Source organism: Streptomyces sp. NK08204 (assembly GCF_020400585.1).
Taxonomy (GTDB): domain Bacteria; phylum Actinomycetota; class Actinomycetes; order Streptomycetales; family Streptomycetaceae; genus Streptomyces.
On record NZ_JAINVF010000031.1, the window covers coordinates 50,276 to 70,951 of the forward strand.

Consider the following 20,676-nt stretch of genomic DNA (forward strand, 5'->3'; position numbering starts at 1 on the left):
CGGTTCGGCAACCGGAACCTACGGAAACGGCCTTCGTCCGGACGTGTGCTCCCCCTGTGAAGGACGCACGTCCCGTGACGAAGGCCGTGAGGATGGGGCTGCTGCGTGAGGATGCCCGGCGACGGGCATGGCCGGGCCGTCCGTACTCCGGGGCCATTGCCGCCGCTCCTCGCCACTCGCTCGCATGCTGCTCACCTGGTGAATCCCGCGGCTGAATCCGTGACGCCCAGGGCCGCCCCGTAGAGCGGGCCCTTCATACCGGCGTCCATGGCTCGAAGGCGCTGTGCGATGTCCCTGCGCTTCTCGGTGATCGCCCGTATCCGGTCGGCGGTGAACTGCGGTTCACTCTTTCGAGTGGCGGCGGGTAGCGCGTCGAGCCTCCTCCGCGCGGCGACCTTGTCTCCTGTGCCCCGTTGACCCACTGAGCGACGCGTGCCGGCCACGCTCCGGGGGTGGCTCGACAGCGGGCCAGGCGCCGCTCCACCGTCCGTGGTGATACGGAGACGACCCGGGACCGCCGGCGCGATAGAAGTCGCCCGTCTCTTGAAGCGGCCCGCCGCTGAAGTCGTCGTCGACCGCACCGTCCCCCGACTCCGACGCGCGTACCGGCCCCCGGTGAGCGAGGGACCCGGCCCGGAGTGCAGCCGCGCCGGCGCGCCCCGCAGGCACCGGAGGTGCCCGTCGGCGTCCCTGTGCGGGCCGGTCCGTCCCGGCGTCTCGTTTGTCGACCACCCAGAAACGATAGAAAGGTGATATGGCTGAAGTTTCGGATCAATCCGGACAGGGTGTGGCTGGTGCGTCCAGGAGGACCCGTGGGCCCGGCCGACTCCGCCGGAGGGTACGGGCGCCCTGGTCGCCGCGCTCGCTGCTGAGCGTGCGCAGCCTCGCCGGGCAGGTTTTCCTTCTGCAGCTGCTGGTCGTGGTGCTGCTCGTCGCCGCCGCCCTGGTGGCCCTCGTGGTGCAGGCTCGACGCGACATCATGACGGACGCCCGGACCCGGACGCTCACCGCGGCGCAGACCTTCGCCAACTCACCGGGGATCGTGGCGGCGCTGCGCAGCGCACACCCGACCGCGGTGCTGCAGCCGCACGCCGAGGCGGCGCGGAAGGCGGCGGGCGTCGACGCCATCATCGTGTACGGGCTGAACGGGATCACCCTCACCCACAGCGACCCGCACCAACTCGGGAAACACATCATCGGGCCGTACGCTCGGGCGGCGACCGGCAAGCCGTTCACGAGCACCTTCCAGGGGTCCCTGGGCCTCTCCGTGGTCTCGGCGGTCCCCGTCAGGGGCCCTGACGGGTCGGTCATCGCCATCGTCTCCGTCCCCGTCACGGTCGAGAAGGTGCAGCACAGGGTGAACCGGCAGCTGCCGCTCCTCTTCGGTGGCGCCACCACGGCCCTCGTCGTCGCCGCAGGCGGGTCGGCACTGGTGAGCCGCCGGTTGCGTCGGCAGACCCATGGCCTGGGGCCGACCGAGATCACCCGGATGTACGAGCACCACGACGCGGTCCTGCACGCCGTACGGGAAGGGGTGCTGATCGTCGGCGGTGACGGCCGGCTGCTGCTGGCCAACGACGAGGCGCGCCGGCTGCTGGACCTGCCGGCGGACGCGGAGCGGCGGCACAGCACCGACCTGGGGCTGGACGAGGACCTCGCCGGACTGCTGGCCTCCGACCGCCCCGCCACCGACCAGGTGTACCTGGCCGGCGACCGGCTGCTCGCGGTCAACAAGCGGCTCACCGCACCTCACGGACCGGCCGGCAGCGTGGTGACGCTCCGGGACACCACCGAGCTGCAGGCCCTCTCCGGCCGGGCGGAGGTGGCGCGCGAACGGTTGACGTCGCTCTACGACGCCGGGCTGCGGATCGGCACCACGCTCGACGTGAAACGCACGGCCGAGGAACTGGCCGAGGTGGCGGTGCCCCGGTTCGCCGACGTCGTCACCGTGGAACTGCTGGATTCGGTCCTGCGGGGCGAGGAGTCCCCCGGGGCGACCACCCAGATCACCGAGTTGCGCCGCAGCGCCGTCGTCGGTCTGGAGGCGGACCATCTCCTCCACCCCTCCGGCGAGCTGATCCGGTTCGTCCCGGACCATCCCGTCTCCACGGCGATGGCCGAGGGCCGAACGGTTCTGGTGGGGGACCTGAGCGCTTCCCACGGCTGGCGGGCCCAGCACCCCGAACGTGCCCGGCGGATCCTCGACCACGGTATCCACTCGATGCTCGTGGTTCCGCTGCGAGCCCGCGGCGTGGTCCTGGGCGCGGTGGACTTCTGGCGTGCGGAGGGCTCCCCGCCCTTCGAGGACGACGACGTGTCCTTCGCCGAGGAGTTGGCCGCCCGCGCAGCGGTGAGCATCGACAACGCCCGCCGCTACACCCGCGAACACACCATGGCCGTCACCCTCCAGCACAGCCTGCTTCCCCGCGCGCTGCCCGAGCAGTGCGCCCTCGACGTGGCCTACCGCTACCTGCCGGCCCAGGCAGGGGTCGGCGGGGACTGGTTCGACGTCATCCCGCTGTCCGGCACCCGGGTCGCGCTGGTCGTCGGCGATGTCGTCGGCCACGGTCTGCACGCCGCGGCGACCATGGGCCGGCTGCGTACCGCCGTGCACAACTTCGCCAGCCTGGACATGCCCGTGGAGGAGCTGCTGTCCCGGCTGGACGAGCTGGTGGCCCAGATCGACGCCGAGGAGGCCGCCGCCGGGGACGACGGGCAGGGCACGATCACCGGGGCGACCTGCCAGTACGCCGTCTACGACCCCACCTCCGGGCGGCTGGCCCTCGCCACTGCCGGCCATCCGGGACCGGCGGTGGTCCGGCCCGACGGCAGCGTCGACTTCCCCCAGCTGCCCGTCTCCCCGCCACTGGGGCTCGGCGCCGGCCTTCCTGTGGAGACCGCCGAGCTCACCGTGCCGGAGGGTTCCCGGCTGGTGCTGTACACCGACGGACTGATCGAGGACCGCACCCGGGACCTGGACGTCGGTCTGGCGGCCCTGCGCGATGCTCTGACGGGGCCCGATCGCACGCCGGAGGCCACCTGCGCCGCGGTGATGGAGGCCATGCTGTCCGACCGGCCCAGGGACGACATCGCGCTGCTGGTGGCCCGCGCGCGCCGGCTCGGACCGGAGCAGGTCGCCGAGTGGGACGTACCCCGTGACCCGGCGGCGGTCGCCCCGGTGCGCACCGCCTGCACCCGCAGGCTGACGGAGTGGGGTCTTGCGGACGTCGCCTTCACCGCCGAACTCGTCGTCAGCGAACTGATCACCAACGCGATCCGCTACGGCAGCGAGCCCATCGCCGTCCGGCTGCTCCGCACAGGGACGGCCAGTGGCCCCGCGGGCACCCTCATCGTCGAGGTCTCCGACGGCAGCAGCACCTCCCCGCGGCTGCGCAGGGCGAAGGTCACCGACGAAGGAGGCCGCGGACTCTTCCTGGTCGCCCGGCTCACCGAACGCTGGGGAACCCGCTACACGACCACCGGCAAGGTCATCTGGGCCGAACAGCCCCTCCACGACGGCGCCACGCCGGAGGCGGAAGGGCTCGACGACGTCCTGTTCGGCCAGTGGGACGACACGGCACTGTGAGGACCCGGCACTGTGAGGATCCGGCACTGTGAGGACCCGGCACTGTGAGGACAGGGAGCACGTCCCCTGCGCGTACGTCCCCGCGTACGGTCGCGCACTCCCCGTGCCGGCACGGGGGTGATGGGGACCGGGGCGTACGAAGGGCCCGCTCGGCCGGTGAGAGGCGCTGCTCGCGGGCCAGGCGGGGGGTATTCGCAGGGTATTCGCCAGGAGGCGGCCGGTACCCTGGCCTCGATGACCACTTCGTCGACGCAGTGGACCCGAGGAAGCCAGGAGGCACAGCCGGAAGGCCCGCCACTTCCGACCCGGTGGTGCGCCGACGGCCGGTCGGCGTGTGCGTGCGCGCAGACCCGAGCACCTCGGCCCGCGGCCCCCGGCGGCCTGCGGAACACCACGACCGCGCCACGGCGGCGCCGGGCATTCTCCCCGGCGGCCGTCTTCGGCTGCTGCGCTCTGCTGGCACTGGGCCTGAGTGCCTGCGGGAACCCATCGACCGCCAGACTCGAGAAGCCGTCGCTGGCCACCTCCGCCGAGAACGTGGGCGGCATGCGCGCGCTGATCGCCGCAGCGGAGAAGGAGGGCGCGCTCACAGCGATCGCGCTGCCGCGCGACTGGGCCGCGTACGGGGCCCTGATCGACGGATTCGAGAAGAAGTACCGGATCAAGGTCACGGTCGAGGATCCGCATGGCCACAGCGAGGACGAGATCGACACCGTGAAGAAGAGGGGAAAGGGGCCGACAGCCCCCGACGTCATCGACGTGGGCGATACGTTCGCGCGCAACGCGGCGGCACAGGACCTGCTCGCGCCGTACAAGGTCGCCGCCTACGGGTCGATCCCCCGTGACCAGAAGGATCCGAAGGCCCGCTGGTACAACAACTACGGGGGCTACATCTCCATCGGCTGCGACGCCAACCGGGTGAAGATCTGTCCGGAGACCTTCGCCGATCTGCTGAAGCCCGCCTACCAGGGCAAGGTGGCGCTGGAAGGCGACCCGCCCCGCTCGGCCACGGCCTTCGCGAGCGTCTACGCTGCGGCGCTGGCGAACCACGGGTCGTTCGATGACATCCAGCCCGGTCTCGACTTCTTCGCCGAGCTGGAAAAGATCGGCAACTTCAACCCCCTGCACTCCAGCGCGGCAACGGTCGAGGACGGCCGGACGCCCGTCAGCATCAACTGGGACTACATCAACCTCCACTACGCCGACCAGCTCCGCGACAGGGGCGTGAACTGGCAGGTCGTGATTCCCTTCGACGGCAGCTTCGCCCAGTACTCCGCGCTGGCCGTCAACAAGAACGCCCCGCACCCGGCGGCTGCCCGCCTGTGGCAGGAGTACCTCTTCAGCCCGGAGGGCCAGAACCTCCGGCTGGCCGGCTACGCCCGTCCCGTGCTCATGGAGGTCATGAGGCGGGACGGCACCCTCGACAAGGCCGCAGCCGCACGACTGCCGACGGTCGAGGGGACACCACGGTTCCCGACGGACACGCAACTGGAGAAGGCGAGGAAGACGGTCACCCAGGGCTGGGCGAAGGCCGTCCACGGCTGACCGGGACGGGCCACGGGGCACGCGTTCCCCGTCGCCCGTCGCCCGTCGCCCGTCGGGTTCCCCCCAGTCGTCGGGCGTGGGCCCCTGCAGCGCCGGAAGGGGCCCACGCCCTGGGTGCGTGCTCAGAGGCTGTGGTTCTGCACCACCCGCCTGGCCTGGGCGAACAGCATGCCCACGTTCACGGACTTGCGGCAGACGACGACGGCCACGACGTCCTGCTGCTCGTTCATACGGATGAACAGGTGGGTGAGGTTCTCGCTGTTGACCAGGATCTCCTGGAAGAAGTGCTGGTCGTTGGCGACGCCCCGGCGCTCCTTGAACACGTCCTCGATCATCACGACCGTGCGGCCCTGGAACAGGTCGAGGGTGGCGCCCGCCAGCAGGTCGAGGACCTCGGGCGGGTGGTTGTCGACGGTCTCGTACGACAACAGCATCCCGGTCGCCATGTCGACCACGCCCGAGGCGACGCAGTCGGGCGCCTCGGTGCGCAGGGTCTTGACCAGGCTCATCACCTGGTCGGAGAAACCGGATGTCATGTGTTTGGCCGGCACCGGCTCACACCACCCCGGTCTTCGGTGCGGAGGCGACCGACGCCTTCGCGGGCACGGTCAGGATCGAGTCGATACGGGTGAGAGTGGGCCGTGCCTCCTCGTGGAGCCGGTTCATGTCGATGCCCTCGTCACCCAGGACCACCATCAACGCGGTCTCCCCCACCGCGTAGAAGGCGGCGCAGCCGTGGCTGCCGTACGCCACCGTCTGGCGCAGAGTGCCGCGTCCGGTCACCTCGGCCGTGCGGCGGGCCAGACCCAGCCCCGCGGCGGCGATCGCGGCAAGGCCCTCCGGGTCGATCGAGTCCGCGGTGTCCGCGGCGATGAGCAGTCCGTCGGCGGCCACCACCGCCGTGTCCGTGATGCCGGTGACCTGTTCGCGCAGACCGCGCATTTCCATGGCCAAGGCCTTGTGATCCATTGCTGAACTCCCTGACGTTCTCATGGTTCGCCGCACGGGTCAGGTGCCGGCATCCGGGGACCAGATCCGGTGACGCAGGCGGAAGAACCCTTTCCAGCCCGCCTCGCGCTCAGCGGAGGCGAGAGACTCGGTGATGCCACTGGTCCCGGGCTCACGCCGGGGCAACTCGCGCGGTGGTTGCGGTGGTTGCGGTGGTCTGGTCGGCACGGCTTCTTCCGGCCGTACGACCTGCCCGATGGCCCTGCGCGGGCGTACCGGGCACAGCATGCCCGTCGGTGGTGTCCGCACCGGGATCGCAAGGGCGGCCGTGGTGCTGTCCAGGCAGGTCAGGAGGCCGTCAGCGAGCATGCGGGCGAGTTCGACGGTGGTGGGGTAGACGCTGCGGCCGGTGAGGAAGGCCAGGTCGCGGGCGGTACGGCGGCCGTTGGCGCGGGTGAGCAACTCCCGCCGAACCGGCGGAAGTCGCTCGTCGTCCGGGTCGGTTCCCGGCGCGGGGACGGGGCGTTCGCGGTCGGGCAGGACCGGGCAGGGCAGGGCGGCGAGGGCGGTGAGCTTGCGGGTCGCTTCCTGCAGCAGCCGCAGGGGCGCCTCACCGACGGCGACCGCCGTGGGCGGGAGCGACCACTCGGTGAGCGGCTCGACACGCTCCACCCGGCCCGCGACGACCGCGAAGACGGCGTCCTGCAGTGCCATCATGCGCACGACCCTGAGCTGGGCGGCCCCCGCGTACCCGTGGGCGACGAGCCCCTCCTCCGGCCAGCGTCCGGCACCGGGCTCGCCCAGCAGTACGTCCCACTGCTCGGCGCTGACCCGCCCCGAGCGCAGCAGGAGCGCCTCGGGCCCGGGGGCGCCGGGGCTCTCGACGGCGACCACGTGTCCGTTCCGCAGGTGGAAGCAGCCGCCCGGCCGACCGGACACTCGCACAGCCCCGGTGACCGCGTTCCGTCCGCACTCCGTGAGGGTCTGCGACAGCAGCGCGTATCCGGCACGGTCGAGGGCGATCCGAGAATCCGACATCACACCCCTTGACCTGTCGCACACACGCCTGACGCGTCACTCCGAGGGGTGTATGTCTAGCAGTCGTGGAATGTGTTCCGGCCGGGATCGCGTTCGTTGTCCCCAGGTGACGGAAGTTGAAGCATTTCGCCGTTCAACGCCCGTTCCCCAGTGCGCAGTTGATCGATTCGGGCGCGCTTGCTGTCCTGCGCGCCCGAATCCCGGGGCGCGGATCAGCCGGACGCCTCCCCGAGGGCGGGTTGCCGGCGGCGCAGGGTGACCAGCGCCGCCCAGACCACGGAGGCCAGCGGAATCGCCCCGGAGACGATCACCTGGCCCCGGCTGGAGACCAGGCTGTTGGGGGTGCCCAGCAGATAGCCCAGGCCGATGCAGGAACGGGACAGCGCCTGGAAGCAGGCCCAGGCACTGCCGTGCACCTCCGACGGCACATGGGAGTGCACCGCGTTGCGCAGGCCCACGTTGCACACGCCGTTGCCGAACCCGCCCAGCAGGAACAGCGGGAACAGCACCCAGGCCACCGGGATCAGCCCGGCGAACAGCAGACCCAGCGATATGCCGAGGACACCGCCCAGGATCAGCGCCGTGTGCCGGTCCGCCCAGCCCGCGCGGCCCGCGAGCAGCGCGCCCGGGATGCTGCCCAGCGCCCAGGTCGCCAGGAACAGACCGAAGACGGTGTCGTTGCCGTCCGCCACGTCCCGCAGATAGAAGACACCGGCGACGACCTCGATGCTGGTGGCGAGCATGGCCGCCGCGAGGGCGGGCATCAGCGAGCCGACGACCGGCGCGTCACGCAGCGCCCGGTAGCCGTCCGACAGCTTCGACGCCGGCTTGCGGCCGATCACGACGTCCACGGCGCGGGGCACCGCCCGCGCCGTGCACCAGGCGAGGACGAGGAAGGAGGCGCTGTCGGCGCCGAGCAGTACGGCCGTGTTCCACACGGAGTGCAGGAAGCCCGCGAGCGCCGGCCCGATCAGACTCGCCGCCGACAGTCCCGCCGTGAGCAGGCTGTTGGCCCGGCCGGTGTGCTCCTCGCCCGCGACGGCGGGCAGCATCTTGAACCCGGCGGCCACCGATGCCACTCCGGCCAGACCCGACAGCGCGATCAGTCCCACCCGCAGGTGGAAACCGGGCAGCCCGGTGGCCGCGGCGAGGCACACGGACTGGGCCAGCAGCGACCACAGGCACACCGACCGTGCGCTGAACCGGTCCACCACCATGCCGATGACGGGCGCGGCGACGACCGTGGGCACCAACTCCGCCAGGAACACCTCGGTCACACCGAAGTCGATGCCCTTGTCCGCGGCGTCCAGCACGAGGCCGAGGGAAGCCAGGGAGTCACCGATCCGGGAGAACAGTGTGCCCGCGATCAGAATCAGAGCCGCGGTCGGGATCGCCCCCCTCCGGCGCAACGCGGCGAACCCCGTCTTCTGCCCCTTTTGTGTGTCCAATCGAGTCCAATCCATCCACCTGCCGCGCACCATTCACGCTGCGTCCGGAACAGATTAGGCCCGTCGGCCTGGAAGTGCGAAGACGTGCGGCTACTTTCACACCGTCCTCCTTGCCCCGGCATCGCCCGGGGACTTCCGGCGACACCCTTGCTTTTCCGGCCAAAAGCCTTACTCAAGGTCGTCCGCGGGTGTGTTCTCCCAGGAAGTCCCGGAGCTTCACCGTGACTTCTCGTGCATGGGCGCTCGGCGGTGAGACGTCCTCCGGTGTGCTCCCCACCAGGGGGAACGTACGATGCTTTTCGGCCAATTCAAGGGATGGTGACGGCCGGTCGGTTCCTCCGTGACGATCCCGTGCATTGCGTGCGGCGGCGGCACCCGAGTTGTGGATTTCCTATGCATGAATGTCCGGAAAATGCCGAGTCGGTTCGTCGGCGGGCCCCGCCCGACGTGTCGGAGAAAAGGGGCGGAACGGAATCGTCGGTAAGTTCCCCCGCGCCGACGGCATTCAGTGGACGAAGTGCCCGGGAAGAGAAAAGGAAGATTCCGGCGACGGGGCGCAGGGGCCGACAGGGCCCGGCCCGGGGGCGCCGCTCGCCGGAACCTGACAACGGTCGCCCCCGCACCATCCCGCCGTGGGAGGATTCCCCACGATGAGTGCGTCGGCGGCGACAAGAGGGCTGCGCGCCGCGGTGTTCGCCGCGATGTGCGTGCTGTTGGCCGTCGCCGGGCACGGGCTGGGCACGGATGTCGTGCCGCCGTGGTGGGCCTGCGGCGCCGGATGGCTCGCGGTGTTCGGGTTCGGCTGGGCCCTGGGCGGGCGGGAGCGGTCCCTGCCGGGGATCGGCGGGGCGATGCTCGGCGTTCAGGCGGCCCTGCACCTCGCCTTCGACGCCGTCGTCCGTCCGTCCGTCCCCGCCGCCACGGCGCGCACGGCGTCCCCACCCGACCGCGGTATCGACACCGCGCACGCCACGGCCGGTCCGACCGGTGCGAGCGCCCATCTGCATGCGCTGCCCGCCCACCTCCTCGCCGCCCTCGTCGCCGCCTGGTGGCTGCGGCGGGGCGAGGCCGCACTGTGGTCGCTGTTGCGCCGCACCGCCGCCCTCGTACCCGGCCTGTTCGCCTGGTGGCGCTGCGCTCCGCTGCCCACACCCGCCGGACGTGCCCTGCGAGCCATGGCCGGCCCCGGGCGGGCCCTCCGGCCCGCGCTGCGGCACGCGGTCAGCCGCCGTGGACCTCCGACCCCGCTTCCGTACCCGATCTGACCTGCCGACAACCTTCAGTCGTACGGAGTTCAACTCACCCATGTCCACGCCCCGCACGGCGCTGCGCCGCGCCGCAGCCGTCACCGCCCTGGCCGCCGCCGGACTCCTCACGGCGGCCGGCGCCGCCTCCGCGCACGTCACCGTCCACCCGGAGAGCTACCCCGGGGGAGCCACGGACGGCGTGCTCACCTTCCGAGTCCCCAACGAGGAGGACAGCGCCGCCACCACCAAGGTGCAGGTCTTCCTGCCCACCGACCACCCCGTCCTCGGCGTCCTGGTCCGCCCGCAGGACGGCTGGACCCCCAAGGTGACCACCACCAGGCTCAGAACACCGGTCAGGACCGACGACGGCACCGTCACCGAGGCCGTCTCCGAGATCACCTTCACCGGCGGGAGGATCGGCGCCGGGCAGTACGAGGACTTCGACATCGCCTTCGGACAGCTGCCCGACGACACCGGCCAGTTGACGTTCAAGACGCTCCAGACCTACTCCGACGGCAAGGTCGCCCGCTGGATCGAGGAACCGGCCGGCGGGGAAGAGCAGGAGAACCCGGCGCCGGTGATCAAGCTCACGGCCGGTGGCCGGACGCCGGCGGCAGCAGCCACGCCCGGCGCCGACCGGGCTGCCGAGGAGGCCGACGCGAGCGACTCCACCGCCCGTGGCCTGGGCATCGCCGGGCTCGTGACCGGCGTACTGGGACTGGCGGCGGCGGGCTTCGCCGTCGTACGGAGCCGCTCAGCGCGCTCGTGACCGCGGCACCGGCAGACGAAGGGGCCCGGCCCGGCCGCCGGTCCGGGCCCTCCCGGTGTCTTCAGCGAGCAGCCCGCACCGGCGGCCCCTGCTCCGCCCGTGCCTTCGCCCGCGCCTCCTGCACGAGCGGACGGGAGGTGCGCCACAGCCACAGCACATCCCGGCCGAAGGACCACACCAGCGAACCCAGCGCCAGCATGACGACCGCGACTTCCGCCGGGTGGGGCAGCAGTTCGCAGCCCGCCAGCAGCAGGCAGACGCCCTGGATCGCGGCGACCGTCTTGCGCGCGAAGGACGGCGGCAGCGGGGCGTTCAGCCAGGGGGCCACACGGGCCGCGGCGACAAACGCGTAGCGCATACCGCCGATCAGCAGCACCCACGCGCCCAGCCGCATCGACACGTACACGCTCAGTACCAGGATCAGGAACGCGTCCACCTCCATGTCGAAGCGGGCACCCAGCGCGGTGGAGGTGCCGGTGCGGCGGGCCACCTTGCCGTCGACGCCGTCGAGGAGCAGTGCCACCGCTGTCAGGGCGACCAGCACGGTGACCGGCGGTGAGCTCTGGAAGGAGTCCGCGACCAGCGCCGTCACGCCGCCGACGAGGGTGGCCCGGCCGAGCGTGACCCGGTTGGCGGGCCCGAACGAACGCGGCCGGGAGCGGAGCAGGGCGCGGGAGAGGACCGCCCAGGTGGCGAACGCGAACGCGAGCCCCGTCAGCCAGCCGGCCGGCCCCAGCCCGATCACCGTGCCGAGCAGGGCGAGCAGCAGCAGCTGCACACCCGCCCCCACCGCGGTCTCCTGCTGGACCGGCCGCGCGTCATACGTGTTGTTCAGGGCCACCGCCCACCCTCCGCCGAGTGACAGATCCGATCGACGCCGCGTACTGTGCGCGGCCTGTGCACTTCTCGGTACGTGAACAGCTACCCGATCGTTCAGGAGGATGCCGGTGAACCGGTCGGCTCGCGCGTTCTGGCTCCGCTCGCCCGGCCACGGCGAGCTGCGCGACCTCACGCTGCCGGAGCCCGCCGAGGGCGAGGTGCTGGTGCGTGCACTGTACTCCGGGATCAGCCGGGGCACGGAGACGCTGGTCTTCCGCGGCGGGGTACCCCACTCCCAACGCACCTTGATGCGGGCACCTTTCCAGGAGGGCGACTTCCCCGGTCCGGTGAAGTACGGCTACCTGAACGTCGGGGTGGTGGAGCAGGGGCCGGACGCGCTGGTCGGTCGTACCGTCTTCTGCCTGTACCCGCACCAGAGCCGTTACGTCGTCCCGGTGAGCGCGGTGACCGTGGTGCCCGAACGGGTGCCCGCCGGACGGGCCGTGCTCGCCGGGACCGTGGAGACCGCCGTCAACGCCCTGTGGGACGCCGCGCCGCTGGCCGGCGACCGCATCGCGGTCGTCGGTGGCGGCATGGTCGGCTGCGCGGTGGCCGCGCTGCTCGCCAGATTCCCGGGGGTACGACTGCAACTCGTCGACGCCGACCCGGCCCGCGCGCGAACCGCCGGGGCGCTCGGCGTCGACTTCGCCACCCCCGCGGACGCCCTCGGCGCCTGCGACCTCGTCGTCCACGCCAGCGCCACCGAGGCGGGCCTCGCCCGCTCCCTCGAACTCCTCGCCGCCGAGGGCACGGTCGTGGAGCTGAGCTGGTACGGCGACCGGCGCGTCGCGCTGCCGCTCGGGGAGCACTTCCACTCGCGCCGGCTCGCCGTGCGCGCCAGCCAGGTCGGCACCGTCTCCCCGGCCGCACGCCCCGGCCGCACCCACGCCGACCGGATGGCCCTCGCCCTCGACCTGCTCGCCGATCCGGCGCTGGACGCGCTCATCACCGGGGAGAGCGCCTTCGAGGAACTCCCCGAGGTCATGCCGAAGCTGGCGTCCGGCCGGATCCCGGCGCTGTGCCACCGCATCCGGTACGGCGACGCGCCCTGACCCGGGAAAAAGGGTGAGACAGGGCTGAACACGGGAAGGCGAAGAGCCGTACTACACGTCAGCCCCCGTCAGGGAACCGGTCAGGCAACCGCCGGGGGGTGCCAGCCGCCGCGCACCTGGAGGATCGTTCCTTGTTCAGCATCACCGTCCGCGATCACATCATGATCGCCCACAGCTTCCGCGGCGACGTGTTCGGGCCCGCGCAGCGACTGCACGGCGCCACCTTCCTCGTGGACGCCACCTTCCGCCGCGAGCAGCTGGACGAGGACAACATCGTCGTCGACATCGGCCTGGCCACCCGGGAACTGGGCGGCGTCGTCGGCGAGCTGAACTACCGCAACCTGGACGACGAGCCCGAGTTCGCCGGGATCAACACCTCCACCGAGTACCTCGCCAAGGTCATCGCCGACCGGCTCGCCGAACGGGTCCACAAGGGCGCCCTCGGCGAAGGCGCCAAGGGCCTCGCGGGCATCATGGTCACGCTGCACGAGTCGCACATCGCCTGGGCGAGTTACGAGCGTGGCCTGTGACTGTCCCCCTTGCCCCGAAGGCCGGGACCGCCCCCACGTCCCTGCGCACCGCGCACTTCGTCATGCCGGGCGGTGTCGACGACCCGGCCGCGCCCAGCGGCGGCAACGCCTACGACCGCCGGGTCTGCCTCGACCTGCCCGGCTTCGGCTGGCGGGCCGAGCGGCACACCGCGCCCGGCAGCTGGCCGTGCCCGGCCCGGGACGACCGCGAGCGCCTCGCCCGCACCCTGGCGGCCCTGCCGGACGACTCCGTCGTCCTGCTCGACGGCCTGGTCGGCTGCGCGGCCCCCGAGATCGTCGTCCCCGAGGCGCGGCGGCTGCGGCTCGCGGTGCTGGTGCACCTGCCCCTCGGTGACGAGACCGGCCTCGAACCGGCCCTGGCCGCCCGTCTGGACGCCCGCGAGCGGGACGTGCTGCGGGCGGTGCCCGCGGTGGTCGCCACCAGCGACTGGGCCGTCCGCCGCCTGGTCTCGCATCACGGACTCGCCCCCGAACGGGTGCACGCCGCCGCGCCAGGCACCGACATCGCCCCCCTCGCGCCCGGTACCGACGGCGTCTCCCGCCTGCTGTGCGTGGCATCCGTGACCCCGCGCAAGGGCCAGCACCGGCTGGTCGAGGCCCTCGCCGCGGTACGGGACCTGCCGTGGACCTGCGAGTGCGTCGGCGGACTCGGCCAGGACCCCGCGTACGTCGCCCGCGTGCGTGCACTGATCGCCGAACACGGGCTGACGGACCGGCTGCACCTGACCGGGCCGCGCTTCGGCGCCGCGCTCGACGCCACGTACGCCGCCGCCGACCTGATGGTCCTCGCCTCCCGCGCCGAGACGTACGGCATGGCGGTCACCGAGGCCCTCGCCCGCGGCGTCCCCGTCCTCGCGACCGCCGTCGGCGGCCTGCCCGAGGCACTCGGCCGCGCCCCCGACGGCGGTGTGCCCGGCGTCCTGGTCCCGCCGCAGGAACCCGCCGCGCTCGCCGCCGAACTGCGCCGCTGGTTCGGCGGCGCCGACGTACGGCGTCGTCTGAAGTCCGCCGCGATCAGCCGCCGTTCGGCCCTGGACGGCTGGGCCACGACCGCCCGCAGCCTGGCCGCGGTCCTGCACCGGCTCCCCGGCACACCACGGAGGGCGGCATGAACAGCAGGACGCAAGAGCAGCCCGCCGACGAGGGCGCCGCGCCGAAGGACCGCGGCCGGCCGCGTGAGGAGAGGCGGGGCCCGCACGGCGGACCCGGCGCGGAAGCCGGGGGCACGGGGACCGGGGCGGGGGAGGGCGGCCCGGGTTCCGGGGCCGCGCAGGCGGACCTGACCTCGCGTCCGGTGGCCGGTCCCCGCGCCACGCGGGTCCTCGCGGGTGCCGGGCCCCTCGCCCCGCCCGGTGAGCAGGACACCGTACGGCTGCGCGACCGGCGCCCCGAAGGGCCGCCCCGGTATGCGCCGGAGTGGCTGCGGCTGCGCGAGCCGGCCGACGCGGCGGCGCGGGCGCACGAGCTGCTCGACCCGCTGCGGAGCGGCCTGTCCGGCCGGCCGGGCCCGTCGCGCCTGTCCGGCCCCGGCCCGGCGGGCGGGCTGGTCGTGCACGACATCGGCTGCGGCACCGGCTCCATGGGCCGCTGGCTCGCGCCCCGCCTGGAGGGCGCCCAGCACTGGATCCTGCACGACCGCGACCCGCACCTGCTGCACTTCGCCGCCGTCGCGTCCCCGCGGTCGGCCGCCGACGGCAGCCGGGTCACGGTCGAGACGCGGTGCGGTGACGTGGGCCGGCTGACCGCGCGGGCGCTGGCCGGGGCCGCACTGGTGACCGCCTCCGCGCTGCTGGACGTACTCACCCGCGAGGAGGTCGTGGCCCTCGTCGGCGCCTGCGCCGGGGCAGGCTGCTCAGCGCTGTTCACCCTGTCCGTCGCCGGCCGTGTCGACCTCAGCCCGTCCGACCCGCTGGACGCCGAGATCACCGAGGCGTTCAACGCCCACCAGCGGCGCACCGGGCTGCTCGGGCCGGACGCGGCGGCGGTGGCGGGCGAGGCGTTCGCCGAGCGCGGGGCGACGGTACGGGTGCATCCCAGCCTCTGGCGGCTCGGGCCCGCACAGTCCGAGCTGACGGCGCAGTGGCTGCGCGGCTGGGTGGGCGCGGCCGTCGAACAGCGGCCCCGGCTGGCTGGGGCCGCCGAGCGTTACCTCCAGGAGCGGCTGGCCGCGTGCGAGGCCGGCGAACTGCGGGTGGTCGTCCACCACAGCGACCTGCTCGCGCTGGCCCGGCCGGCGGACGGTGCCCCATGAGCACGCGAACGACAGCGACCGGGACACAGTCGAAGCAGCCGTTGCACGATGCCGTATCGGTGCCGGTGCCGGTGCCGGAGCCGGTTCGGGCGCCGGCACCCGCGCGGCCCGCCGCCCGTACCCGTCTGTCCACTCTGCGCGCCCACGTCGGCACCGTCGCCGGAGGTGTCATCCTCGCCGTCGTCCTGTGGCAGCTGGGCACCGGTGTGCTGCTCGACGGGCTGCGGCGGATCGATGCGGCGACGGTGCTCGAGGCGTCGGTGATCGGCGCGGTCACCACGGTGTGCAGCGCCTGGCGTTGGCAGCTGGTGGCCCAAGGGCTGGGCATCCGGCTGCCGCTCGGGCCCGCCGTCGCGGACTACTACCGGGCGCTGTTCCTGAACGCGGCGCTGCCCGGAGGGGTGGTCGGCGACGTGCACCGCGCGGTACGGCACGGGCGCAACGCCGGTGACATGCGGCGCGGGGTGAACGCGGTGGTCCTGGAGCGGGTCGCCGGACAGGTCGCGCTGGCGGTGTGCGGATCGGGGCTGCTGCTCGTGCTGCCGTCCCCGGTGCGGGACACCGTGCGCGGATCCGTCCCGCCGGTGGCGCTCGGTGCGGTGGGCGTGCTCGCGGTCGTCGTCGCCGTCCGCATGAACCGCGCGCCCTCCTCGGGGGGCGGTGCCCTGCACTCCGTTGTCGGCGACGTCCGCCGGGGTCTGCTGTCCCGCCGGGGCGGCCCGGGCATCGCGCTGTCCTCCGCCGTCGTACTGGCCGGGCACCTCGCCATGTTCGTCCTCGCCGCACGGATCGCCGGATGCGCCGCCCCCGTCGCCGTCCTGCTGCCGCCGGCGGTACTCGCCCTTCTCGCCATGGGCCTGCCGCTGAACATGGGCGGTTTCGGCCCGCGCGAGGGCGTCACCGCCTGGGCCTTCGGCGCGGCGGGGCTCGGGGCGGGCAGCGGGGTCGCCGTCGCCGTGGTCTACGGGGTGCTGAGCTTCGTGGCGAGCCTGCCCGGCGTGGTCGTCCTCGTCGCACGCCGGTGGGCCGGGCCGCGCGCCGACCCCTGTACCAACTCCCGTGTCGTCCCCGAAGCCGTATCCCCTGCCGTCCCCGAAGCCGTTCCCCCTGTCCTCCCCCCTTCCTACCCTGCTGCGTTCCCCCCTGCCCGCCCCGGGTCCTCGCCGGAGGTCAGCAGTCCGACATACGCCCCGAAACAATCCACGAGGGCAGCCAGCAGTTCCTGCCCCTTTTCCGCCGAACCGAGAGAAGGACGGCCTATGACACCCGATTCGGTATAGGCGGACATTCCCAAGGTGAGCAGATGACGGCGGTCGTCGGCCGTGAAATCCGCGGACTCGTAACCGGGGCGGACGAATTCAGGATGGGCATGCAGCAGGACGGAGGTCTCGATTTCCCCCGCGTGCATGTCGGTGAGCAGCGAAGTGACCACCCCGGCCCGGCGCGCCGCGGCCTCCCAGTCCTCGGCGGCCGGGAACAACGCCATCCGCTCCCCGCGCGCGGAGGCTTCCTGGACGACATTGCCCAGTACGTAGTTGCCGCCGTGCCCGTTGACCACGACCAGCGCGTCGACACCGGAGCGGCGCAGCGAGGCCGCGACGTCGGCCACCACCGCGTGCAGGGTCACGGCGGAGATACTGACGGTCCCCGGCCAGGCCGCGTGCTCGTGCGAGCAGGAGAGCGTCACCGGGGGAAGGAGCTGCACCGGGTACGCGGCGGCGATCGCCCGCGCCACGGCGCAGGCGACGAGCGTGTCCGTCGCCAGGGGAAGGAAAGGACCGTGCTGTTCGAAACTCCCGACGGGAAGGACGGCGATCTGCGCTGAACCGTCCGCTCCCCGGGCCCGTACGTCTTCCGTCGTGTCCGCCGGCATTACTCCGAAGGCGGTCGCCCGCGCGCCCGAACCACTCATCTCTTTCCGGCCTTTCGTCTGTTCGAGGAACCAGATCATGACAGCACACAGCGGTGCACTCCGCGAGAAGTCCCCACGGCGATCGGGCGCGGAACGCGTCGTGAATGCGCCGCTGCCCACCGTGTACGGGAAGTTCCAGGCGATCGGCTACCTGGACCACGGCCGCGGTGACGAACAGGTCGCCCTCGTCCACGGTGACATCGGCACCGAGAACGTGCTGACCCGGTTGCACTCCGAGTGCCTGACCGGGGACGCGTTCGGCTCCCGGCACTGCGAGTGCGGCGACCAGCTGGCATCCGCGCTGCGCGCCGTCGTAGCCGAAGGCAGCGGCGTCGTCCTCTACTTGAGGGGCCACGAGGGCCGCGGCATCGGCCTGCTCGCCAAGCTGCGCGCCATGGCCCTGCAGGCACAGGGGCTGGACACGGTGGAGGCGAACCTCGCGCTCGGCCTGCCCGTCGACGCCCGCGACTACGGCGTCGCCGCCGAGATCCTGCACGATCTCGGGGTGCGCTCGGTTCGGCTGATGTCCAACAACCCGCGCAAGCAGGAGGCGTTGGTCCGGCACGGCATCCAGGTCGCCGAGCAGGTGCCGCTGCTGATCGAGCCGTGCGAGAACAACATCACCTATCTGCGTACCAAACGGGAGCGCCTCGACCACCACCTGCCCCACCTGGACGCCGTCGCCCACGGCTCCTGAGACGCCGGCCGCGACCGGTGCCCTGGCTTCCCGGGGACTCCCGGTCGGCGCTCACCGCTCCAGTGCCTCGTGCACCAGCCGCCGCAGCTCCGGGAAGACCTTCAGCGTCCTCGGGCGTACCTGGGTCATGAACTGTACGGTCACGTCATGGCTCGGATCGACCCAGAAGGCGGTGGTGGCGGCGCCGGTCCAGCCGTAGGTGCCCAGGCCGGACGGGGCGAGGGTGCGGGCCGGGTCGACCACCACCGAGACGTTGAAGCCGAAGCCGAGGCCGTCGTTGGCGGCCTCCTGGTGGACGGGCGCGCCGAAGTCACGCAGGATCGCGCCGCCGGGCAGCTGGTTGCGGGACATCAGCTCGACCGTGCGGGGCGACAGGAGCCGGGTGCCGTCCAGCTCGCCTCCCCGGCGCAGCATTTCCATGAAACGGTGGAAGTCGTACGCCGTGGAGACGAGCCCGCCGCTGCCGGACAGGAACCGCGGCCGGCCGTGCACCGGCAGCCCGGCCACCGGCTCGATCCCACCGTCCTCCGTCTCCCGGTACAACTCGGCGAGCCTCCCGGCCTGTTCGGGCACGATGTGGAACCCGGTGTCGACCATGCCGAGCGGGCGGAGGATCCGCTCGGCGAAGAACGCGTCCAGTGGCTGCCCCGACACCACCTCGACGAGCCGGCCCAGCACATTGGAGGCGACCGAGTAGTTCCACTGCGTTCCCGGCTCGAACTGAAGCGGCAGGCTCGCGTACACGTCGACCGTCTCGGCGAGATCGGCGCCCGGCCGCACCGAGAACTCCAGGCCCGCCTCCCGGTACAGGGCGTCGACGGGATGACGGTGGTAGGACGCGAAGGTCAACCCCGCGGTGTGGGTGAGCAGATGCCGGACCAGGATCGGAGTTCCGGCCGGCCGAGTGCGCGTCTTCGCTCCTGAACCCCCGGTGTACACCTGGGGGTCGGCGAACGCGGGCAGGTACCGGTCGACCGGATCGTCCAGGGTCAGCGCGCCCTGCTCCATCAGCAGCAGCACCGCCACCGCGGTGACCGGCTTGGTCATGGAGTAGATCCGCCAGAGCGTGTCCGCCGTGACCGGCAGGCCTGCCGCGACATCACGCCGGCCGTACATGCCGAGGTGTGCGACCAGGCCGCCGCGGGTCACGGCCACCAGGTAGCCGGGCAGCCGGCCCTCGTCGACGTATCGGGCGAAGTGCCGGTCGAGCCGGTCCAGCGCCTTCGCATCCAGCCCGGCCCCTCCCGGCTCGACTTCCTGCCTCAGCTGTGCCATCGCTCGCCTCCGGTCACGTCAAGGGGTACGCCCGGCGCCCATCGTCCCCGCGGGACACCGGGAGTCGGCGGAGAAGCCCCGGTCGACCAGATGATCCAGGAATCGGCAGGCCGCCGCGACTGGTTCACCGCCACCGTCGACCAGCCGCACTCGCCGCCATGGCCACCAGCCCGGCGGGCCCACGAATCCATGCGGTACTGGTCTCCGGTCGAGGTCCGGCCGGTCAGCTACTGCGGTGTGTGTGAGGCGGCTGGTAGGAGCTGGTGCGGTAACGGCTGCGGAATTCCGCCAGGAGCTCGTCAGTCGCCCTGGCCCCGGCGCTCACGGCGGCGTGGACGTCGCGGAAGTAGTTCTCATAGCCCGCGGGCGTGTAGAGGCACAGGGCGCGTGCGGGGACCGAACCCGCGTTGCGGAAGCCGTGCGGGGTGCCGCGGGTGGCGGCGAGCAGATGCCCGGGGCCGGCTGTCACCTCGCCGTCTCCGGTATGGAGTGTCAGCTCGCCCTCGAGGACGTAGAAGTACTCGTCGTGCCCGTCGTGGACGTGCGGCCTGGCACCGATCGTGCCGGGGGCCAGGCTGAACTCCTCGAAGGCGAAGTGCCCGCCTGTGTGCTCCGCGGTGAGCCGGAAGAAGTGCTCGACACCGGCGACGTCGATGAGTTCGCCGTCCTGGGGACGACGCAGAAGCGGGCGAACGGGGGCCTGGGCCTGATCATTCATGACTGCATTGTGGCCCCCGTCCTCATCCGACGTGGGTGCGTCACCCCGCACCGACTCGGTGAACGTTCACCGGGGCTGTTCCCGTGGTTCGAGTCAGTCGGCCCGGAGCAGGGCGTGCAGCTCGGCGGTGTCGATGATGTGGGCCCGTGAGGGGAGGACTTTGTGGAGCAGGACGTTGTGGACTTCGGGGTCTGGGTCGGCGACGCCGTCGGACAGGACGCAGAGCTGGTAGTCGCGATCGGCCGCGTCGATGACGGTGGACAGGACACCGCCGCTGGTACTGACGCCGGAGACGACCAGAGTGGTGATGCCGCGCTCGCGCAGCTGCTGGTCGAGGTCGGTGGTGGACATGCCGCCGTAGCGGAGCTTGCGCACGATGATGTCGCCGTCCTGGGGAGCCAGGCGCTCGTGGACGGCAGTGGCAGGGTCCTCGTGGTGCAGGACGCGGTGTCGGGCCAGCGGTGCGAAGGACTTGTTGGCGGCGGGGATCGCGTCCCAGTCGGCCTCGGTGAAGCCGACGCGCACGTAGGCGAGGGTGCCGCCGTGTGCGCGCACGCCGGCGACGGCTCCTTCCATACGACCGAGCAGGGCTTCACGGTCCCCACCGTCGGGCAGCGCGGCCAGGATCGCGGGCTGGCAGTCCAGGACGAGAAGAGCGGTGTGCGCGGGGTCGAGTGCGGGGGCGGTGTTCATACGACGGTGCTCCTTGCCGGTGGTGTGCTCGGCCGATGCGGACGTGCGCCGGCGTCTCAGCTGCGGT

The 20,676-nt window shown here is 72.4% G+C and carries 18 protein-coding genes and 1 pseudogene; 10 read left to right on the plus strand and 9 right to left on the minus strand.

The features are described 5' to 3' along the window. Window positions 1-754 precede the first annotated feature (754 nt). Together K7G59_RS30810 and K7G59_RS30815 are read left to right on the plus strand one after the other, a co-directional pair. On the plus strand, window positions 755-3,586 hold the full coding sequence (locus K7G59_RS30810; protein ID WP_374114309.1) for a SpoIIE family protein phosphatase: 2,832 nt from the start codon (window positions 755-757) through the stop codon (window positions 3,584-3,586). Between the two features lie 381 nt (window positions 3,587-3,967). Next, window positions 3,968-5,131, plus strand: a complete 1,164-nt coding sequence (locus tag K7G59_RS30815; protein ID WP_374114311.1) for an ABC transporter substrate-binding protein — start codon at window positions 3,968-3,970, stop codon at window positions 5,129-5,131. A gap of 122 nt (window positions 5,132-5,253) precedes the next feature. Here K7G59_RS30815 and K7G59_RS30820 read toward each other — a convergent pair whose 3' ends face one another. The 4 genes from K7G59_RS30820 to K7G59_RS30835 all read right to left on the minus strand — a co-directional run bounded on the left by K7G59_RS30820 (window position 5,254) and on the right by K7G59_RS30835 (window position 8,565). After that, a complete protein-coding gene (locus K7G59_RS30820) occupies window positions 5,254-5,667 on the minus strand; it encodes a hypothetical protein (RefSeq protein ID WP_225839975.1) in 414 nt (137 codons plus the stop codon). Between the two features lie 19 nt (window positions 5,668-5,686). Then, window positions 5,687-6,100 carry a roadblock/LC7 domain-containing protein gene (locus tag K7G59_RS30825; RefSeq protein WP_225839976.1) on the minus strand — a complete coding sequence of 138 codons (414 nt, stop codon included), beginning with the start codon at window positions 6,098-6,100 and terminating at the stop codon, window positions 5,687-5,689. Window positions 6,101-6,139: 39 nt separating this feature from the next. Then, a complete protein-coding gene (locus K7G59_RS30830) occupies window positions 6,140-7,117 on the minus strand; it encodes a MarR family transcriptional regulator (RefSeq protein ID WP_225839977.1) in 978 nt (325 codons plus the stop codon). Between the two features lie 212 nt (window positions 7,118-7,329). After that, window positions 7,330-8,565: an MFS transporter gene (locus K7G59_RS30835; protein ID WP_225839978.1), complete on the minus strand. Its 1,236-nt coding sequence runs from the start codon at window positions 8,563-8,565 to the stop codon at window positions 7,330-7,332. 650 nt (window positions 8,566-9,215) lie between these two features. Here K7G59_RS30835 and K7G59_RS30840 point away from each other — a divergent pair. Together K7G59_RS30840 and K7G59_RS30845 are read left to right on the plus strand one after the other, a co-directional pair. Beyond that, the gene (locus K7G59_RS30840; RefSeq protein ID WP_225839979.1) at window positions 9,216-9,830 is read left to right on the plus strand and encodes a hypothetical protein; all 615 of its coding nucleotides are present in this window, start codon (window positions 9,216-9,218) and stop codon (window positions 9,828-9,830) included. A gap of 40 nt (window positions 9,831-9,870) precedes the next feature. Next, entirely contained in the window at window positions 9,871-10,581 is a 711-nt protein-coding gene (locus K7G59_RS30845) for a YcnI family protein (RefSeq protein WP_225839980.1), read from the plus strand. Window positions 10,582-10,642: 61 nt separating this feature from the next. Here the strand turns inward: K7G59_RS30845 and K7G59_RS30850 are convergent, their stop codons facing one another. Continuing rightward, window positions 10,643-11,422, minus strand: coding sequence for a CDP-alcohol phosphatidyltransferase family protein (locus K7G59_RS30850; RefSeq protein WP_225839981.1), 780 nt, complete (start codon window positions 11,420-11,422; stop codon window positions 10,643-10,645). A 106-nt stretch (window positions 11,423-11,528) separates the two neighbouring features. Here K7G59_RS30850 and K7G59_RS30855 point away from each other — a divergent pair, with 106 nt between their 5' ends. The 5 genes and pseudogenes from K7G59_RS30855 to K7G59_RS30875 all read left to right on the plus strand — a co-directional run. Continuing rightward, window positions 11,529-12,512, plus strand: a complete 984-nt coding sequence (locus K7G59_RS30855; RefSeq protein WP_225839982.1) for a zinc-binding alcohol dehydrogenase — start codon at window positions 11,529-11,531, stop codon at window positions 12,510-12,512. A 131-nt stretch (window positions 12,513-12,643) separates the two neighbouring features. After that, window positions 12,644-13,042, plus strand: coding sequence for a 6-carboxytetrahydropterin synthase (locus K7G59_RS30860; RefSeq protein WP_225839983.1), 399 nt, complete (start codon window positions 12,644-12,646; stop codon window positions 13,040-13,042). Then, window positions 13,015-14,175, plus strand: coding sequence for a glycosyltransferase family 4 protein (locus K7G59_RS30865; protein ID WP_374114312.1), 1,161 nt, complete (start codon window positions 13,015-13,017; stop codon window positions 14,173-14,175). Before K7G59_RS30860 ends, K7G59_RS30865 begins: the two co-directional genes overlap by 28 nt. Beyond that, a complete protein-coding gene (locus tag K7G59_RS30870; RefSeq protein ID WP_225839985.1) occupies window positions 14,172-15,314 on the plus strand; it encodes a class I SAM-dependent methyltransferase in 1,143 nt (380 codons plus the stop codon). Before K7G59_RS30865 ends, K7G59_RS30870 begins: the two co-directional genes overlap by 4 nt. Continuing rightward, a pseudogene (locus tag K7G59_RS30875) lies at window positions 15,311-16,252 on the plus strand (lysylphosphatidylglycerol synthase transmembrane domain-containing protein); the annotation flags it as partial. The gene K7G59_RS30870 and the pseudogene K7G59_RS30875, both read left to right, overlap by 4 nt. Window positions 16,253-16,437: 185 nt before the next feature. Here the strand turns inward: K7G59_RS30875 and K7G59_RS30880 are convergent. After that, window positions 16,438-17,226 (minus strand): creatininase family protein, encoded by a 789-nt coding sequence (locus K7G59_RS30880; protein WP_308295107.1) that lies wholly within the window; start codon window positions 17,224-17,226, stop codon window positions 16,438-16,440. 37 nt (window positions 17,227-17,263) lie between these two features. On the opposite strand from K7G59_RS30880, the gene ribA reads away from it, so the two are divergent. Continuing rightward, complete coding sequence (gene ribA, locus K7G59_RS30885; RefSeq protein WP_225839987.1) at window positions 17,264-17,923, plus strand: GTP cyclohydrolase II; 660 nt, start codon at window positions 17,264-17,266, stop codon at window positions 17,921-17,923. Window positions 17,924-17,974: 51 nt separating this feature from the next. On the opposite strand, the gene K7G59_RS30890 is transcribed toward ribA, so the two are convergent. The 3 genes from K7G59_RS30890 to K7G59_RS30900 form a co-directional block, all read right to left on the minus strand. Further along, window positions 17,975-19,198, minus strand: coding sequence for a serine hydrolase (locus tag K7G59_RS30890; protein WP_225839988.1), 1,224 nt, complete (start codon window positions 19,196-19,198; stop codon window positions 17,975-17,977). A gap of 223 nt (window positions 19,199-19,421) precedes the next feature. Continuing rightward, window positions 19,422-19,916: a cupin domain-containing protein gene (locus K7G59_RS30895; RefSeq protein ID WP_225839989.1), complete on the minus strand. Its 495-nt coding sequence runs from the start codon at window positions 19,914-19,916 to the stop codon at window positions 19,422-19,424. Between the two features lie 93 nt (window positions 19,917-20,009). Beyond that, the gene (locus K7G59_RS30900) at window positions 20,010-20,609 is read right to left on the minus strand and encodes a cysteine hydrolase family protein (protein ID WP_225839990.1); all 600 of its coding nucleotides are present in this window, start codon (window positions 20,607-20,609) and stop codon (window positions 20,010-20,012) included. Window positions 20,610-20,676: the final 67 nt, after the last annotated feature.

What these genes read in the sequence shown, in the direction of transcription:
- K7G59_RS30880 (WP_308295107.1), bottom strand. Translation starts at nt 17,226, where the DNA reads ATGAGTGGTTCGGGCGCGCGGGCGACCGCCTTCGGAGTAATGCCGGCG.
- K7G59_RS30840 (WP_225839979.1), top strand. Translation starts at nt 9,216, where the DNA reads ATGAGTGCGTCGGCGGCGACAAGAGGGCTGCGCGCCGCGGTGTTCGCC.
- K7G59_RS30890 (WP_225839988.1), bottom strand. Translation starts at nt 19,198, where the DNA reads ATGGCACAGCTGAGGCAGGAAGTCGAGCCGGGAGGGGCCGGGCTGGAT.
- K7G59_RS30820 (WP_225839975.1), bottom strand. Translation starts at nt 5,667, where the DNA reads ATGACATCCGGTTTCTCCGACCAGGTGATGAGCCTGGTCAAGACCCTG.
- K7G59_RS30830 (WP_225839977.1), bottom strand. Translation starts at nt 7,117, where the DNA reads ATGTCGGATTCTCGGATCGCCCTCGACCGTGCCGGATACGCGCTGCTG.
- K7G59_RS30895 (WP_225839989.1), bottom strand. Translation starts at nt 19,916, where the DNA reads ATGAATGATCAGGCCCAGGCCCCCGTTCGCCCGCTTCTGCGTCGTCCC.
- K7G59_RS30870 (WP_225839985.1), top strand. Translation starts at nt 14,172, where the DNA reads ATGAACAGCAGGACGCAAGAGCAGCCCGCCGACGAGGGCGCCGCGCCG.
- K7G59_RS30810 (WP_374114309.1), top strand. Translation starts at nt 755, where the DNA reads ATGGCTGAAGTTTCGGATCAATCCGGACAGGGTGTGGCTGGTGCGTCC.
- K7G59_RS30825 (WP_225839976.1), bottom strand. Translation starts at nt 6,100, where the DNA reads ATGGATCACAAGGCCTTGGCCATGGAAATGCGCGGTCTGCGCGAACAG.
- ribA (WP_225839987.1), top strand. Translation starts at nt 17,264, where the DNA reads ATGACAGCACACAGCGGTGCACTCCGCGAGAAGTCCCCACGGCGATCG.
- K7G59_RS30845 (WP_225839980.1), top strand. Translation starts at nt 9,871, where the DNA reads ATGTCCACGCCCCGCACGGCGCTGCGCCGCGCCGCAGCCGTCACCGCC.
- K7G59_RS30900 (WP_225839990.1), bottom strand. Translation starts at nt 20,609, where the DNA reads ATGAACACCGCCCCCGCACTCGACCCCGCGCACACCGCTCTTCTCGTC.